This window comes from Winogradskyella sp. Asnod2-B02-A (assembly GCF_045063645.1).
Classification (GTDB): Bacteria; Bacteroidota; Bacteroidia; order Flavobacteriales; family Flavobacteriaceae; genus Winogradskyella.
In genome coordinates this window covers 454,437-470,210 of sequence record NZ_JBEFOG010000025.1, presented here as the reverse complement: position 1 = coordinate 470,210, position 15,774 = coordinate 454,437, and the positions used below count along the sequence as shown (strand labels likewise).

At 32.0% G+C, this 15,774-nt stretch carries 20 protein-coding genes; all 20 read left to right on the top strand.

Features of this window, described 5'->3' with window-relative positions; all coding sequences use genetic code 11:
• Nucleotides 1–5 precede the first annotated feature (5 nt).
• The gene (gene arsB, locus ACJJVO_RS03070; RefSeq protein WP_405570292.1) at nt 6–1,058 is read left to right on the top strand and encodes an ACR3 family arsenite efflux transporter; all 1,053 of its coding nucleotides are present in this window, start codon (nt 6–8) and stop codon (nt 1,056–1,058) included.
• A 97-nt stretch (nt 1,059–1,155) separates the two neighbouring features.
• Nucleotides 1,156–1,812 carry a TetR family transcriptional regulator C-terminal domain-containing protein gene (locus ACJJVO_RS03065; RefSeq protein WP_405570290.1) on the top strand — a complete coding sequence of 219 codons (657 nt, stop codon included), beginning with the start codon at nt 1,156–1,158 and terminating at the stop codon, nt 1,810–1,812.
• The gene (locus tag ACJJVO_RS03060) at nt 1,813–3,123 is read left to right on the top strand and encodes an ABC1 kinase family protein (RefSeq protein WP_405570287.1); all 1,311 of its coding nucleotides are present in this window, start codon (nt 1,813–1,815) and stop codon (nt 3,121–3,123) included.
• Nucleotides 3,124–3,762 carry a flavin reductase family protein gene (locus tag ACJJVO_RS03055; protein WP_405570285.1) on the top strand — a complete coding sequence of 213 codons (639 nt, stop codon included), beginning with the start codon at nt 3,124–3,126 and terminating at the stop codon, nt 3,760–3,762.
• On the top strand, nt 3,762–5,180 hold the full coding sequence (locus ACJJVO_RS03050; protein WP_405570282.1) for an SDR family oxidoreductase: 1,419 nt from the start codon (nt 3,762–3,764) through the stop codon (nt 5,178–5,180). Before ACJJVO_RS03055 ends, ACJJVO_RS03050 begins: the two co-directional genes overlap by 1 nt.
• Entirely contained in the window at nt 5,177–5,326 is a 150-nt protein-coding gene (locus tag ACJJVO_RS03045; protein WP_405570280.1) for a DUF2256 domain-containing protein, read from the top strand. Before ACJJVO_RS03050 ends, ACJJVO_RS03045 begins: the two co-directional genes overlap by 4 nt.
• Nucleotides 5,296–6,603, top strand: coding sequence for a DASH family cryptochrome (locus ACJJVO_RS03040; protein ID WP_405570277.1), 1,308 nt, complete (start codon nt 5,296–5,298; stop codon nt 6,601–6,603). The genes ACJJVO_RS03045 and ACJJVO_RS03040 overlap by 31 nt, the downstream gene beginning before the upstream one ends.
• A gap of 25 nt (nt 6,604–6,628) precedes the next feature.
• A complete protein-coding gene (locus ACJJVO_RS03035; protein WP_405570276.1) occupies nt 6,629–8,161 on the top strand; it encodes a cryptochrome/photolyase family protein in 1,533 nt (510 codons plus the stop codon).
• The gene (locus ACJJVO_RS03030; RefSeq protein WP_405570273.1) at nt 8,151–9,644 is read left to right on the top strand and encodes a deoxyribodipyrimidine photo-lyase/cryptochrome family protein; all 1,494 of its coding nucleotides are present in this window, start codon (nt 8,151–8,153) and stop codon (nt 9,642–9,644) included. Before ACJJVO_RS03035 ends, ACJJVO_RS03030 begins: the two co-directional genes overlap by 11 nt.
• 102 nt (nt 9,645–9,746) lie before the next feature.
• On the top strand, nt 9,747–10,178 hold the full coding sequence (locus ACJJVO_RS03025) for a hypothetical protein (RefSeq protein ID WP_405570270.1): 432 nt from the start codon (nt 9,747–9,749) through the stop codon (nt 10,176–10,178).
• Nucleotides 10,175–10,447, top strand: a complete 273-nt coding sequence (locus tag ACJJVO_RS03020; RefSeq protein ID WP_115818082.1) for a TIGR03643 family protein — start codon at nt 10,175–10,177, stop codon at nt 10,445–10,447. Before ACJJVO_RS03025 ends, ACJJVO_RS03020 begins: the two co-directional genes overlap by 4 nt.
• 55 nt (nt 10,448–10,502) lie before the next feature.
• Entirely contained in the window at nt 10,503–11,195 is a 693-nt protein-coding gene (folE, locus tag ACJJVO_RS03015) for a GTP cyclohydrolase I FolE (protein ID WP_405570267.1), read from the top strand.
• 3 nt (nt 11,196–11,198) lie between these two features.
• Complete coding sequence (locus tag ACJJVO_RS03010; RefSeq protein WP_405570265.1) at nt 11,199–11,426, top strand: hypothetical protein; 228 nt, start codon at nt 11,199–11,201, stop codon at nt 11,424–11,426.
• Between the two features lie 2 nt (nt 11,427–11,428).
• Nucleotides 11,429–12,112 carry an SDR family NAD(P)-dependent oxidoreductase gene (locus ACJJVO_RS03005; protein WP_405570263.1) on the top strand — a complete coding sequence of 228 codons (684 nt, stop codon included), beginning with the start codon at nt 11,429–11,431 and terminating at the stop codon, nt 12,110–12,112.
• Nucleotides 12,113–12,114: 2 nt separating this feature from the next.
• Nucleotides 12,115–12,654 (top strand): glutathione peroxidase, encoded by a 540-nt coding sequence (locus ACJJVO_RS03000; protein ID WP_405570260.1) that lies wholly within the window; start codon nt 12,115–12,117, stop codon nt 12,652–12,654.
• Between the two features lie 6 nt (nt 12,655–12,660).
• On the top strand, nt 12,661–12,831 hold the full coding sequence (locus tag ACJJVO_RS02995; RefSeq protein WP_405570258.1) for a Lacal_2735 family protein: 171 nt from the start codon (nt 12,661–12,663) through the stop codon (nt 12,829–12,831).
• A 1-nt stretch (nt 12,832) separates the two neighbouring features.
• Nucleotides 12,833–13,297, top strand: coding sequence for a TspO/MBR family protein (locus ACJJVO_RS02990; RefSeq protein WP_405570256.1), 465 nt, complete (start codon nt 12,833–12,835; stop codon nt 13,295–13,297).
• A 54-nt stretch (nt 13,298–13,351) separates the two neighbouring features.
• Entirely contained in the window at nt 13,352–13,813 is a 462-nt protein-coding gene (locus ACJJVO_RS02985) for a cell division inhibitor (protein WP_405570254.1), read from the top strand.
• Nucleotides 13,814–13,816: 3 nt separating this feature from the next.
• A complete protein-coding gene (locus ACJJVO_RS02980; protein ID WP_405570251.1) occupies nt 13,817–15,124 on the top strand; it encodes a cryptochrome/photolyase family protein in 1,308 nt (435 codons plus the stop codon).
• A 208-nt stretch (nt 15,125–15,332) separates the two neighbouring features.
• The gene (locus ACJJVO_RS02975) at nt 15,333–15,695 is read left to right on the top strand and encodes a SnoaL-like domain-containing protein (protein ID WP_405570248.1); all 363 of its coding nucleotides are present in this window, start codon (nt 15,333–15,335) and stop codon (nt 15,693–15,695) included.
• Nucleotides 15,696–15,774: the final 79 nt, after the last annotated feature.

Sequence of the window (15,774 nt, the reverse complement as noted above, 5' to 3'; positions counted from 1 at the left end):
TTACCATGACTGCAATCAAAAAAAAATTAAGCTTTTTAGATAGTTATCTAACATTATGGATTTTTATAGCCATGGTATTAGGTGTTGGCATTGGTTACTTTGCTCCTTCCTTGCCAGAGCTTATTGAGTCTTATAGTAGCGGAACCACTAACATTCCCATAGCAATTGGTCTTATTTTAATGATGTATCCTCCACTGGCTAAAGTAAATTATGCATTATTACCAAAAGTGTTTAAAGATGTAAAAATTCTATCTATCTCTTTAGTTCTAAATTGGGTTTTAGGCCCTATTTTAATGTTTGTATTAGCAATTACATTTCTACGAGATTATCCAGAATACATGGTTGGCCTCATTCTAATTGGTTTAGCACGTTGTATAGCAATGGTTCTAGTTTGGAACGATTTAGCAGAAGGCAGTAGTGAATACGGAGCAGGACTGGTGGCTTTAAATAGTATTTTTCAAGTCTTTGCATATAGTTTTTATGCTTACTTATTTATTACGGTACTTCCACCCTATTTTGGTTTTGAAGGTGCTATTATAGATATTTCAATTGCTACTATTGCAGAAAGTGTTGCCATATATTTAGGTATTCCCTTTTTACTCGGTATCCTTTCGCGTTTAATATTAGTAAAACTTAAAGGTGAAGAATGGTATACTAAGAAATTTATACCAGCCATTTCACCAATGACCTTAATTGCTTTATTATTTACTATTGTCGTTATGTTTTCTCTTAAAGGCGAACTTATTGTAGAAATACCAATGGATGTCCTCATAATTGCCGTACCATTATTAATATACTTTACACTGATGTTTATTATTGGCTTTTTTGTTAGTAAAGCCATGGGCACCACTTACGATAAAACAGCAGCAATAGCTTTTACAGCTGCAGGTAATAATTTCGAATTAGCCATTGCTGTGGCTATCGCAGTTTTTGGATTAAATTCCGGACAAGCATTCGCAGGTGTCGTTGGTCCTTTAGTAGAAGTACCAGCTTTAATTCTCTTGGTTAGAGTCGCATTTTGGTTGCGTAAAAAATACTATTTACCAAAGACCATATAGAAAAACACATACATATCAGAAATTGGTGTTAAATTTTGTTTAACTTTGATTAAGAATCATTAAACATTATGTATCTTTACATTGTAAATCAGTTACAATGGCAAAAAAGAAAAACATTACGCAAACAGACATCATTTCATTTTACATGGATTACGTCTTAACTCACAGTCATAAACCAAAATCGGTATATGCTTTTGCTAAAGACAATAATTTTGAAGAACCAAAATTCTATGAATTCTTTAATTCTTTTGAATCTTTAGAACAATCTATTTTTAGTATATTTTTTGATAATACTTTAGCAGTACTTCATAAAAGTGAAGATTATCAATCATTTGATGCACGCAACAAATTACTGAGTTTCTATTTCACCTTTTTCGAAGTATTAACGGCGAACAGAAGTTATGTCATTCATGCATTAAATACAGAGAAAAATCAATTAAAGTCGCTCAAGGTCCTTTCTCATTTAAAGAAGAGTTTTACTAATTACATCGAGCTATTAGACATAAAAACAATAGATCTTAAGCAAGAAAAACTCGAAAAAATAAAGAATAGAGGCCTTAAGGAATCTGCTTGGTTTCAATTACTCGTAACGATGAAGTTTTGGATTGATGATACATCTCCATCATTTGAAAAAACAGATATTTATATAGAAAAATCTGTTCAAGCTAGCTTCGATTTAATCGATACAACTCCCCTAAAAAGTCTTATTGACTTTGGTAAATTTATATATAAAGAAAAAATACATTCCAACTAGATGAAAACGATAGATAGTATTCCAATTACAAAAATATCTAGAGCTAGTAAACTAGTTTCTACAGGTGCCAAAGTAGGCGTTAACTACTTAAAGTATTATGGTGATAAAATGGTAAATTCTAAAGAAGATGCCAAAGAACGTTTAAACCAAAATAATGCCGAAGACATCTACGATAGCCTTAAAACACTAAAAGGTAGTGCGCTTAAAGTGGCACAAATGCTAAGTATGGAAAAAAGCATTTTACCACAAGCATACGTTGAGAAATTTTCATTGTCTCAATTCTCTGTGCCACCATTATCGCCACCTCTAGTCATAAAAACATTTAAAAAATATTTCGGAAAACATCCCGAAGATATTTTTGATACTTTCAACGCAACTTCAGTAAATGCTGCCAGTATTGGCCAAGTCCATATTGCAGAGAAGAATGGGAAAAAATTTGCTGTGAAAATCCAATATCCTGGAGTTGCGGAGAGTATCGCTTCAGATTTAGCTTTAGTAAAACCTATTGCTATTAAAATGTTTAATATTAAAGGAAAAGACTCGGATAAATATTTTAAAGAAGTTGAAAATAAACTTACTGAAGAAACAAACTATATTTTAGAAATTGCTCAAAGTAAAGCAGTTGCTGAAGCTTGTGCACACATTCCTAATCTTAAGTTTCCTAAGTATTATGAAGCGTTTTCATCGGAACGTATTATAACTATGGATTATATGAAAGGTGAACATCTTTCAGAATTTGTAGGTCATAATACAGACCAAGACAAAGCAAACAAATTAGGTCAAGCCTTATGGGATTTCTATATGTTTCAAATTCATCAGTTGAAAAAAGTACATGCAGATCCACATCCTGGGAATTTTTTAATCTCTGAAGAGGGCAACTTAATTGCTTTAGATTTTGGTTGCATGAAGACTATTCCTAATGAATTTTACAAACCTTACTTCGAATTGGCTGAAAAAGACTGCATCAACAATCCTGAAGCATTTACTAAGAAACTATACGAATTAGAAATTCTGCGTAAAGACGATTCTGAAGAAGAAATTACATTCTTTAGTGCCATGTTTCATGAGTTACTTAGTTTATTCACACAGCCTTTTCACTCTGAAACATTTGATTTTTCTGATCCTGAATTTTTCAATCAAATTACTGAAATGGGACAACGCTATTCTAAAAGTACAGAACTAAGAAATATGAATGGCAACAGAGGTTCTAAACACTTTATTTATATCAACAGAACATTTTTTGGGTTGTACAATTTAATGTTTGATCTAAAAGCACAACATGTAAAAATCAACAATTTCAAAAATTTGTAAATGATAGAATTTAGCAGTGACGATTTAGACCAAATGCATCACTTATACAGAATCAACTTAATAAATAGTTGTTCTGGGTATAAATCAGCAAACTTAATTGGCACCAAAAGTAAAGATGGTATTAGTAATGTCGCTGTATTTAGTTCTATTACGCATTTGGGTTCAAATCCTGCATTATTAGGCTTTTTTTTGAGACCAACAACAGTAATGCGAAACACGTATCATAATATTAAAACAACCGGAAAATATACAATAAATCATATTTACGACGACATTTTAGATGATGCACACCATACCTCTGCTAAATATAATGGAAACATTTCAGAGTTCGATGTTACCAATTTAACCGAAGATTATAAAGACGAATCTTTTGCTCCATTTGTTAAAGGCTCACCTGTACAAATGGAAATGCAATTTGTTGAAGAATATAAAATTGAAGCCAACAACACGATATTAGTTATAGGGAAAATTGAAAAATTATATATTAATAATTCTATCATTGAAAATGATGGTTTTGTTAATTTATCAAAAGGAAAAGTAGCCACTATAAATGGCTTAGATGGTTATGCTATTCCAGAATTAAAGAAACGTTTAGATTACCAAAGGCCAAAACCACAATTTGTAAATTCTAATGACTAATGCGAATATTAATTACAGGAACAACAGGCTATATTGCAAGAAGACTAGCACTTCAACTGCTAGAAGATAAGCATGAGCTTATCTGTTGTGTACGTGATTTAAATCGTATTCCAGATGAAATTGAAGACAATCCGCTGTGTTCTTTTATAAAAGTAGACTTTTTAGAGCCAGAAGCTGCTGAAATCCCTAAAGACATAGATGCTGCTTATTATTTAATTCATTCCATGTCTACAGATTCTGAAGATTTTGAAGATTTAGAGCGTAAATGTGCTCAAAACTTTAAAAATCTTGTAGAACCAACGCACTGTAAACAAGTTATATATTTAAGTGGCATTGTAAATGATGCATCACTTTCTAAACACTTAAAATCGAGATTACAAGTTGAAAACACTTTACAATCTGATAAATATGCTTTAACAACTTTTAGGGCAGGAATTATTGTTGGCAGCGGAAGTGCATCTTTCGAAATCATTAGAGATATCGTAGAAAAATTGCCTTTTATGATTACACCTAAATGGCTAAATACAAAAACACAACCACTTGCTATTAGAGATGTGCTTAACTTTTTAGCTGGTGGCTTAGGAAAAGAAGAGTTATATAACCACTCTTTTGATATTTTTGGTCCTGAGGTTTTAACTTACAAAGAAATGCTACTTCAATTTGCAGAAGTCAGAGGCTTTAAAAGATATATCGTGACGCTTCCTGTTTTAACACCCAAACTCTCTTCGTATTGGTTATACTTTGTAACCTCTACATCTTTTAAATTAGCTGCAGCTTTAGTAGATAGTATGAAGGTGGAAGTCATTGGAAAACCAAGTAAAATAAATGAAATTATTGGCATAAAACCCATGGACTATAAAACAGCTGTGGATTTAGCTTTTCAAAAAATAGAACAAAATGCTGTAATATCTAGTTGGAAAGATGCTGTAAGTAGCGGACGTTTTAAAGATCAATTATCCAAACATATTGAACTACCGCAATACGGTTGTTTTACAGATGAAAAAACACGACCTGTAACTGATGAAGAGTTTACCATAAATAAAATTTGGGGTATTGGTGGACGAAACGGTTGGTATAGTTTTAATGGGCTCTGGAAAATAAGAGGCTATATGGATAAACTTTTTGGTGGTGTAGGTTTAAGACGTGGACGCACAAGCGAAACTTATTTAGAAGCTGGTGATGCCTTAGATTTCTGGCGTGTTTTATACGCTAGCAAAGAAGAAAAAAGACTTCTACTTTTTGCCGAAATGCGTTTACCTGGTGAAGCTTGGCTAGAATTTAAAATTGTAAAAGGCCAATTGCACCAACGTGCCGTTTTTAGACCTAAAGGTATTTGGGGACGACTGTATTGGTATTCGGTTTTACCGTTTCATGCTTTTGTATTTAATGGCATGATTAACGCCTTGGTTAAAAAATGAAAGGTGTAAAAAAAGCAAATCTTCCAACAAAAATTTGTCCTGCTTGCTATCGACCTTTCTCTTGGCGTAAAAAATGGGAAAAGAATTGGAACGATGTAAAATATTGTAGTGAAAAATGCAGAAGACAAAAAACAATAATAATTTAGTTTGGTTTAGAAAAGATTTAAGAACCATAGATAATGCCGTTTTATTTGAAGCTCAAAAAAATGGCAACAAAGTTATTGCTGTGTATTGTTTTGATCCAAGACACTTTGCTATAGATAAGTTTGGGTTTAAGAAAACTGAAAAATTTAGAGCCAAATTTTTAATTGAAACTATAACCGATTTAAAAGCACAACTCAATAAACTTAATATTGAATTATTAATATTTCATGCGCAACCAGAAGATATTATTCCTCAATTGTGCATAGATTATGATATTAATACTGTTTTTCTTCAAAAGGAATGGACATCAGAAGAACTACGTATAGAAAATGCTGTAAAATCAAAATGTAAAAACTGTCATTGGCTTTCCGTATATAATCAGTTTTTATATCATCCTGAAGATATAAATTTTAATATTTCTGCGACACCACATGTGTTTACGGTCTTTAGAAAAAAACTTGAAAACAATATTGAGATTCGTCCAGAGTTAAACATAATAAAATCCTTAGAAGACAATCAAATAAAGAATAACACCACTACTCCATCATTAACAGACTTAGGCTTCAAGGATTTTGATACTCATGTAAATTCTGCATTTCCATTTCAAGGAGGAGAAACACATGCGTTAAATCGTCTTCAAGATTATTTTTTCAATACTAAAAAACTAGGATTTTATAAAAAGACGAGAAATGGTTTGGTAGGCAAAGATTACAGTTCTAAATTTTCTCCATGGCTCGCTAATGGCAGTATTTCTGCAAAAACTATTTATTGGCAAGTTAAAGATTTCGAAAACCAACATTTTAAAAACCAATCGACTTATTGGTTAATTTTTGAATTGATTTGGCGCGATTATTTTAAATACATTTCATTAAAACATAGCAACCAAATTTTCAAATTAGAAGGGATTCTTCAAAAAAATTACACATGGAAAACTGACCAAAATTCTATTCAAAACTGGATGAATGGAGATACAGCATCCGATTTTGTAAATGCCAACATGCTCGAATTAAAAAATACAGGTTGGATGAGCAACAGAGGACGACAGAACGTAGCATCCTATTTTGCCAAATCCTTAGAACTCGATTGGCGCATTGGTGCTGCTTATTTTGAGTCACTCCTACTCGATTATGACGTGCATAGTAATTATGGCAATTGGATGTATGTTGCAGGAGTTGGCAATGACCCAAGAGACAGAACATTCAATGTTCAATTGCAAGCAGAACGTTACGATTCCAGTGGAAAATTTAGAAACCTATGGCTACAGCCTCGTTTATTTTAATTAAAAAAGTAGAAAGCTACAATCAATGAAAACATTAAGACTCATACTAGGCGACCAACTCAACTCTAGACATTCATGGTTTACAGAAACCAATGAGAACGTTACCTATTGTCTTTTTGAAATGCGACAAGAAACAGATTATGTAACGCATCATATTCAAAAAGTAATTGGCTTTTTTGCTGCGATGAGAAGTTTCGCTAAAGAACTTAAATCGGCTGGTCACAATGTTGTTTATTTCAAAATTAAAGATGAAAACAATACGCAAAGTTTAGTCGATAATCTTTCAAAATTAATTGAAGAAAACACTATTGGGTTATTTGAATACCAACTTCCAGATGAGTATCGCTTAGATAAACAACTCACAGAATTTTGCAAGTCGATAAACATTAAAACAAACACTTATGATTCCGAACATTTTTACACTTCTAGATACGAATTAAAAGCATTCTTTGAAGGCAAAAAGACGTATCTCATGGAAAACTTTTATCGCAACATGCGTAAAAAGCATGAGGTATTAATGGAAGGCAAACAACCTGAAGGCGGCAAATGGAATTACGATAAAAGCAATAGAAAAAAATGGAAAGGCAAACCCGAAATTCCACATTATAAATGGTTTATTAATGATGTTTCAGAAATTGTTTCAGACATTAAGAAAGCCGACATAAAAACATTAGGTCGCTTTAAAACAGAGACGTTTAGTTATCCTATAAACAGAAATCAAGCTCTTGAGCAGCTCAATTATTTCTGCGAACATTTGTTAATTCGTTTTGGTGATTACCAAGATGCGATGCATACAGATCAAGTTTATTTATTTCATTCGCGTATTTCATTTGCTATGAATATTAAACTGATTAGTCCCAAGGAAGTTATAGACACTGTGATTGATTATTACTACGACCATAAGTCTGAAATAGACATCTCTCAAGTCGAAGGTTTTGTGCGTCAAATTATTGGTTGGCGAGAATATATGCGAGGTATGTATTGGACATTAATGCCAAATTACAAATCTGAAAATCACTTAAAAAACACGAATAAACTTCCAGATTTTTTCTGGACAGGTAACACCAAAATGAATTGCCTAAAGCAGAGCATCAACAATTCTTTAGACAATGCTTATGCGCATCACATACAGCGCTTAATGATTACTGGTAATTATGCTTTATTAACTCAAATTCATCCCGACGAAGTAGACGCTTGGTATTTGGGGATCTATGCAGATGCTATAGAATGGGTACAATTAACCAACACTAGAGGTATGAGTCAATTTGCAGATGGTGGTAAAATTGCAACAAAACCTTATGTATCTTCAGGTAGTTATATTGATAAAATGAGTAACTACTGCGACAAATGTCATTACAATAAAAAAGAAAAAATAACAGATAATGCTTGTCCTTTTAATAGTTTGTATTGGAATTTTCTAGATGATAAAAGAGACATTCTTGGTGATAATAGGCGCATGGGAATGATGTATAGTTTATTAGATAAAATGGATAAAAGTCAACTCAATAGTATCAAAGAACGTGCAACATCTATAATAGAAAATCCGGATGAATTCTAATAGAGAACATATCAATGTGGTTTGGCTAAAACGCGATTTAAGACTTCAGGATAACGAAGCTATTTCCTCAGCTTTAAAAACGGATAAACGGACACTAATTATTTATGTTTTTGAGCATTTATTGTTAAACGATGTCCATTACAGTGAGCGTCATTTTAATTTCATTAAAGAGTCTTTAAAAGATATTAATGCACAATTATTACAGCATAATTCTAAAGTTTTAGCAGTTACTAGCGACATTACAAGCGCTTTTAATCAACTTCAAGAATTTTATAGAATTGATACAATATACTCACATGTTGAAACCGGATTGTTAGTCACCTACAGCAGAGACAAAGAGTTTACACGTTATTGTAGAAACAACTTCATAGATTGGAAAGAATCAAAAAACAATGGTGTTGAACGCGGTTTAGTAAACAGAGATAATTGGTTTGAAAACTGGGAAGAATACATGAACAGTAATTTAGAAGTGTTTCTTCCTAAAGAAAATCAATTGTTACATATATCTGAAATAGAAGCATTAGAAAAACTATTTTCAGTTACAGATTTACAGACACCAAAAGCAACCAAATTTCAAAAAGGAGGTACAACGATAGGTTGGAAATATGCAAATTCATTCTTAGAAAGTAGGCATGAAGCTTATATGGATAATATTTCAAAACCAGAAGCCTCACGAAGCAGTTGCAGTAGAATCTCTCCATATATTGCTTGGGGAAACTTATCTATAAGACAAGTGTTTCAAAAAGCACAACACTTAAAAGCAGAAACTAAAGACAAACTTCATATTGGTGCATTTATTTCGCGCTTACGCTGGCAAGCCCACTTTATTCAAAAGTTTGAAATGGAACATACCATGGAAAATGCAAGCGTCAATAAAGGCTATCACAAGCTAAAGAAAAACTTATCTAATAGCTATCAAAAAGCATGGAAAGAAGGCCAAACAGGATTTCCTTTAGTTGATGCTAGTATGCGTTGCTTAATTGAAACAGGTTACGTAAATTTTAGAATGCGTGCCATGTTGGCATCTTTTTTTACACATATCTTATGGCAACCATGGCAGTTTGCAACCACTCATTTATCACAGCAATTCTTAGACTTTGAACCAGGCATACATTTTCCTCAATTACAAATGCAAGCTGGTGAAACTGGCATCAATAATCTAAGAATTTACAACCCTACTTTAAATGGATTAAAGCACGATCCTGATGCTGTTTTTATTAAAAAATGGGTGCCAGAATTGGCACAATTAGATACTGCATTTATTCACGAGCCTTACTTAATGACAGAGTTAGAACAAGGTTTTTATAACTTTAAACTTGGTGAAGATTACCCAATGCCTATAGTAGATATAAAGGAAAATCGTAAGCGCGCAAGTGATATTCTATGGAATATGAAAAAAGATCCTGAAGTCATTAGTGAAAGTTTTAGAATACTAAAACGACATACTTTACAAGACAGAAGGCGAATGTTAAGAAGTGATTAATTCCTAAACCACTACAACCTAGATTTTATAGTCATAATTATCTGTTAATTTTTGTTTAACTATTTAAATAAATAATTAAACATTGTGTATATTTGGATAGTTATGATATTAAACACTACACATTATAATGCTGAACACAAACAAATTATTGCTGACCTCGTTGGCAGTTCTTTTAGTTTGGTACAAAAATTGAAAATGAATGGTATAGGATCTAAACGCATGATTATTGATGAAGTGAGTCCAAATATGCAGTCGATGATGAATTTGGTTTCAGATGTTAATTATGGAAATATTGAATTAAGACCTAAAGGAATTCTACTAAGAATTAATAAAGGATTAAAAAACTTTACTTGGGTTATTCCTTATTACCATCTTGTTATTTATAAAATCAATGGTTCTAGTATACATGCACAAGGGAAATTTGTGCATTTTAGAGCTAATAAAACTTTTAAAGAAAATAAGAAGTTTTTTGATAAGTTATTAGATGAAAAAGTAAAATACGATATGAAACACGCAATGCCTCAAGGACTATGAGTTTAGAACTAAAAGACATTGATAGAATTATTGAAATGGCATGGGAAGATAGAACACCATTTGATGCTATTACGTTTCAATTTAACTTAAAAGAACAAGAGGTTATTAATTTAATGCGACGCGAATTGAAACCAAGTAGCTTCAGATTATGGAGAGCCAGAGTGCAAGGCAGAGCTACAAAACACAGTAAAAAAAGAACGTTTGACGAAGGCAGATTTAAATGCTCTAGACAAAGAACAATAACAAACAACTCTATTTCAAAACGTTAACACGTGCTTTGATTTAAGCTTGGAGTACTTAAAGACAGCACATTAAAAAGATTTTATGAATACAGAAACAATTTCCAAAAAAAATGGTCACCAATTAAAAGGCTTTAGTGCAGAAGATATTGGAGACGACCATTTATTTACAGGTTTAGAAACACCAATGAAGCCTAACGCTTTTGAAATGTCTAACACTGAAAAAAAAGAACGCATTTCCATTTTATTTTCTGAAATAATGGATGTTATGGGTTTAGATTTAACTGATGACTCCTTACAAGGCACACCAGATCGTGTAGCCAAAATGTATATTGAAGAAATTTTCTCTGGATTAGACCCTAGAAACAAGCCAAAAGTGGCATTATTTGATAATAAATATCAATATAATCAGATGTTAGTAGAAAAAAATATTACCTTCTACTCTAATTGCGAACATCATTTTGTTCCTATAATAGGAAAAGCACATATTGCATACAAGTCATCAGGGAAAGTTATAGGGCTTTCAAAATTAAACAGAATAGTGCAATATTATGCCAAACGTCCTCAAGTACAAGAGCGATTAACAAATCAAATCGCTAACGAATTAAGGACTGTTTTAGAAACCGAAGATGTTGCCGTAATTATAGATGCTAAACACTTATGTGTATCTTCTAGAGGTATACAAGATGATACATCTACAACAGTAACAACATATTATGGAGGCGAATTTAATAAGGCCTCAAAAATCGCAGAATTACAAAACTATATAAACAATTAAGCTATGAAAACAATAGAAAAAGCTTTAGAATTTGAAAACAGAAAGTTTGTATTTAAAACAACAAGTGATAGAATTTTAGCAGCAAGAGAAGCTAAAGATTTAATATTAGAAGTCAACGAATTATACAAAGAAAAAAAGGATTCTAAACTTATGGATCTTATGAAGCGCCTTACGGTTATTAAGCAAAAAATAGAAAAACGATTAAAAGGACGCCCTTTAACAGCATCGTAGATATGAATACTATAATCGTAATTGGAGGAAGCAAAGGTATAGGCAATGCAATTGTTACATCTTTGCTTTCTTCGCATAAAGTCGTAAATATTAGTAGAACAGAACCTGAGGTTTCGCATGAGAATTTAACACATTACCATTGTGATGTGCTCAATGATGAACTGCCAAATATTGAGGCTGCAGATGGTTTAGTTTATTGTCCTGGTAGTATAAATCTTAAACCAATTAACAGATTGAGTTTAGATGATTTTAAAAATGATTTTGAAATCAACGTGCTTGGAGCGGTAAAAGCAATTCAAAAATATTTACCTATTCTAAAAAATGGTAATAAGCCATCTATATTACTATTTAGTACAGTGGCTTCTAAATTAGGTATGCCGTTTCATGCAAGTGTAGCAGCTTCAAAATCTGCAGTAGAAGGACTTACAAAATCTTTAGGCGCAGAATTAGCACCAACTATTCGTGTTAATGCCATTGCGCCAACTGTAACTAATACAGAGTTAGCATCAAAATTGTTACGAAATGAAAGGATGATTGATAATATGAATGAAAGACATCCGCTTAAAAAATACTTAGAACCACAAGAAGTTGCTGATATGGCTACATTTTTACTTTCTGAGAAAGCAGCCTCTCTTTCAGGTCAAATTTTTGAAATGGATTGCGGTATTGTAAGTTTCAAAATATAAATATGAATCCATTAAAAGCATTTATAAGTACATTATCAACTACAGACGTTAGTGTAAAACAGAATGCGCTAAAATCTATTTATGATGTCAAAATAAATACTCTTCAAGGTCAGCCAATTCAGCTCTCTGAGTATAAAGGCAAAAAGATATTATTTGTTAATGTGGCATCAAAATGTGGGTTCACACCTCAATATAAAGAGTTACAAGAGTTACAAGAAACTTATAAAGATAGCTTAATTGTCATTGGCATACCATGTAATCAATTTGGTAAACAAGAACCAGGACAAGCCGATGAAATTCAAGAATTTTGTGAGGTGAATTATGGTGTATCTTTTCTAATGACAGAAAAGATAGACGTAAAAGAAGCTTCTCAACACCCACTTTATCAATGGTTAACGAAGAAGGCTTTTAATGGTAAAAAGAACTCTGTTGTTAAATGGAATTTTCAGAAGTATTTAGTAGATGAAGATGGTGAATTTTTAGACTACTTCTACTCGATTACAAAACCAATGCATTCACGTATTACTAAATATTTAAAATAACATATTATGTTCGGATTATTTAAGAAAACATCTGAAGTAGAGAAACTTCAAAAAAAGTATAAAGAACTCATGGCAGATTGGCATAAGCTTTCTACAACAAACAGGTCTGAAAGCGACAAAAAATATGCTGAAGCCCAAATAGTTGCTGATAAAATAGATAAGTTAAAAGTATCTTAAGTTGAAAAAATTATATCTCTTCATAGTATTCTTAATCATCAATTTTGGTGCACTAGCGATTGGCAGCTGGTTAATGGGAGATGCAGTTTCAGGCGAATGGTATTCTAATTTAAACAAAGCACCTTGGACACCTCCAGGTTGGGTTTTTGGAGCGGCTTGGACATTAATTATGCTTTGTTTCTCAATTTACTTAAGTTATTTATTCTCCATCCGTAATTCAAAATTTGTAATTGCCGTATATACTAGTTCTGTTTTATTAAATGTAAGCTGGAATTACTTTTTTTTCAATCAACAATTAATAACATTAGGATTAGTAAATATCGTTTTACTAACCTTGTTAATTATATACTTCTTTATCACTTTTGGTGATGATAAATTGAGCCGATTAAAATATCTCTTACTGCCTTATATCATTTGGCTGTGTATTGCAACCTCTTTAAACGGTTATGTTGTATTTAACAACTAAATAAAATAGCGGTTGTACAGTCTTATTTAAAAAATTCTAAAGTCATAAACTTCCATGAAAATATATACGCTACACAAAAAACAAAATTTACCCATTTCAGTTGATGAAGCATGGAAATTTTTATCAGATCCTAGAAATTTAAAAACCATTACCCCAGATTATATGGGTTTTAATATTCTTTCTGGTGCAGATAGACCTATGTTTCCTGGGCAAATCATTCAGTATATTGTAACACCTGTTTTAGGCATTAAAACAAAATGGGTTACAGAAATTACACATGTTAAAGACAAAGAATATTTTGTAGATGAACAACGCTTTGGACCATATGCGTTATGGCATCATAAGCATTTTATTAAAGAAATTGAAGGTGGAGTTGAAATGGAAGATATAATAGATTATAAAGTACCTATGGGAATTCTAGGCCAAATGGTTCATCCCTTTTTGGTTAAACCAAAACTTGAAGAAATTTTCAATTACAGAACAACTAAACTTGAAGAACTTTACGGAAAATACTAATTTATGAATTCTACTATTAATATTTTTTGGTTTAGAAGAGACTTAAGGTTAGACGATAATGTTGGTTTTTATGAAGCATTAAGAAGTGAAAAATCGGTGCTTCCTATATTTATCTTCGATTCTGAAATTTTAGAACAATTGCCTAAAGATGATGCTCGTGTTACTTTTATACACCAGACTCTTCAGAATATGAGGCAAACATTACAAGACCAACACGGAAGCAGTATTGCATTGTATCACGGTAATCCACAAGATATCTTTAAAAATTTGCTACAAGACTATAAGATTAATACCGTTTTCACAAATCACGATTACGAACCTTATGCAAAAACACGAGATGAAGAAATTAAAGCGCTTCTAAATAAAAATGACGTAGAGTTTAAAACCTTTAAGGATCAAGTTATTTTTGAAAAGGATGAAGTTGTAAAAAATGATGGTAAACCATACATGGTTTATACGCCTTACATGCGTAAGTGGAAAGAAAAATTTAAAACTATTGACTTAGAAATTTACTATACTAATACTTTTCTAACTAATTTGGTTGAACACTCCAGATTACCAAATTTAAGCTTATCAGATATTGGATTTAAAAAATCAATTCAAGAAATACCTTCTTTTGATGTAACACCAACTTTAATTCAGCAATACGAAGACACCCGAAATTTCCCAGCTAAAGATGCGACTTCTAAATTAGGACCACATTTACGCTTTGGAACAGCAAGTATCCGTAAAATGATAAAAAAAGCCATTGCAGAAGACAATGAAATATTTTGGCAAGAACTCATTTGGAGAGAATTTTTTATGCAAATATTATGGCATTTTCCACATACACCAGACCATGCTTTTAAACCAAAATATGACCGTATAGAATGGAGAAATAACGAAGCTGAATTTAAAAAATGGTGTGAAGGCCAAACAGGATATCCTTTGGTAGATGCCGGAATGCGCCAACTTAACGAAACTGGTTTTATGCACAACCGTGTGAGAATGCTAGTTGGTAGTTTTCTTTGTAAACATTTATTAATAGACTGGCGTTGGGGAGAAGCTTACTTTGCAGAAAAACTACACGATTACGAAATGGCAAGTAATGTAGGTAATTGGCAATGGGTTGCAGGTTCTGGCGTAGATGCCTCTCCTTATTTCAGAATTTTTAATCCGACTACTCAAATTCAAAAGTTTGATAAAAATTTAGAATACATAAAAAAATGGGTGCCAGATTTTCAAGAGTTATCTTACCCTCAACCAATAGTTGAGCATAAAATGGCCAGAGAACGCTGTTTAGAAACTTATAAATCTGCATTGAATGAATAAAATTGCTCATATTAAGCAATAAATCAAACTATATACCGTTGCTAAGTACAAGACCACTAAGGTCTTAACTGAAATAACCATTTTCAACAAACAATTTTCTAAAGCTCTGATTAGTCATCAGAGCTTTTTTATTGAATTTTGTTTAATTTATCATAAGTCATTAAAGTTTTTGTTAACTTTAAAGCACTAATATAAAATCAGAATCATTATGAATACTTGGGGAGTTGCTAAAAAATGGAAAGAAATGTGCGAAAAAGGTAAAAACTTGGAGTGCATTAACGAGCTTTATGCTGATAATGTGGTTAGCAAAGAAATGCCAGGTATGCCTGGAGAAAGTATTACAGGAAAGCAAAATGTATGGAATAAAAACAAAGAATGGTTAGATAATGTTGTAGAATATCATAGCAGTTCTATAAGCGCACCTATTGTAGCTGGAAATCACTTTTCAACAAAAATGCATTTCGATGTTACGTTTAAAGACAGAGGCAGACAACAATTAGAAGAACTTGCTGTTTTTGAAGTTAAAGATGGCAAAATTACTAATGAGCAGTTTTTATATACTATGGAATAATCTCTACATTTTAAAACATAAAAAAAAGCTTCAAGATTACACTTGAAGCTTTTTTAATTTATCATATCCCGTTTTAATT

What these genes read in the sequence shown, in the direction of transcription:
- arsB (WP_405570292.1), top strand. Translation starts at nt 6, where the DNA reads ATGACTGCAATCAAAAAAAAATTAAGCTTTTTAGATAGTTATCTAACA.
- ACJJVO_RS03065 (WP_405570290.1), top strand. Translation starts at nt 1,156, where the DNA reads ATGGCAAAAAAGAAAAACATTACGCAAACAGACATCATTTCATTTTAC.
- ACJJVO_RS03060 (WP_405570287.1), top strand. Translation starts at nt 1,813, where the DNA reads ATGAAAACGATAGATAGTATTCCAATTACAAAAATATCTAGAGCTAGT.
- ACJJVO_RS03055 (WP_405570285.1), top strand. Translation starts at nt 3,124, where the DNA reads ATGATAGAATTTAGCAGTGACGATTTAGACCAAATGCATCACTTATAC.
- ACJJVO_RS03050 (WP_405570282.1), top strand. Translation starts at nt 3,762, where the DNA reads ATGCGAATATTAATTACAGGAACAACAGGCTATATTGCAAGAAGACTA.
- ACJJVO_RS03045 (WP_405570280.1), top strand. Translation starts at nt 5,177, where the DNA reads ATGAAAGGTGTAAAAAAAGCAAATCTTCCAACAAAAATTTGTCCTGCT.
- ACJJVO_RS03040 (WP_405570277.1), top strand. Translation starts at nt 5,296, where the DNA reads ATGCAGAAGACAAAAAACAATAATAATTTAGTTTGGTTTAGAAAAGAT.
- ACJJVO_RS03035 (WP_405570276.1), top strand. Translation starts at nt 6,629, where the DNA reads ATGAAAACATTAAGACTCATACTAGGCGACCAACTCAACTCTAGACAT.
- ACJJVO_RS03030 (WP_405570273.1), top strand. Translation starts at nt 8,151, where the DNA reads ATGAATTCTAATAGAGAACATATCAATGTGGTTTGGCTAAAACGCGAT.
- ACJJVO_RS03025 (WP_405570270.1), top strand. Translation starts at nt 9,747, where the DNA reads ATGATATTAAACACTACACATTATAATGCTGAACACAAACAAATTATT.
- ACJJVO_RS03020 (WP_115818082.1), top strand. Translation starts at nt 10,175, where the DNA reads ATGAGTTTAGAACTAAAAGACATTGATAGAATTATTGAAATGGCATGG.
- folE (WP_405570267.1), top strand. Translation starts at nt 10,503, where the DNA reads ATGAATACAGAAACAATTTCCAAAAAAAATGGTCACCAATTAAAAGGC.
- ACJJVO_RS03010 (WP_405570265.1), top strand. Translation starts at nt 11,199, where the DNA reads ATGAAAACAATAGAAAAAGCTTTAGAATTTGAAAACAGAAAGTTTGTA.
- ACJJVO_RS03005 (WP_405570263.1), top strand. Translation starts at nt 11,429, where the DNA reads ATGAATACTATAATCGTAATTGGAGGAAGCAAAGGTATAGGCAATGCA.
- ACJJVO_RS03000 (WP_405570260.1), top strand. Translation starts at nt 12,115, where the DNA reads ATGAATCCATTAAAAGCATTTATAAGTACATTATCAACTACAGACGTT.
- ACJJVO_RS02995 (WP_405570258.1), top strand. Translation starts at nt 12,661, where the DNA reads ATGTTCGGATTATTTAAGAAAACATCTGAAGTAGAGAAACTTCAAAAA.
- ACJJVO_RS02985 (WP_405570254.1), top strand. Translation starts at nt 13,352, where the DNA reads ATGAAAATATATACGCTACACAAAAAACAAAATTTACCCATTTCAGTT.
- ACJJVO_RS02980 (WP_405570251.1), top strand. Translation starts at nt 13,817, where the DNA reads ATGAATTCTACTATTAATATTTTTTGGTTTAGAAGAGACTTAAGGTTA.
- ACJJVO_RS02975 (WP_405570248.1), top strand. Translation starts at nt 15,333, where the DNA reads ATGAATACTTGGGGAGTTGCTAAAAAATGGAAAGAAATGTGCGAAAAA.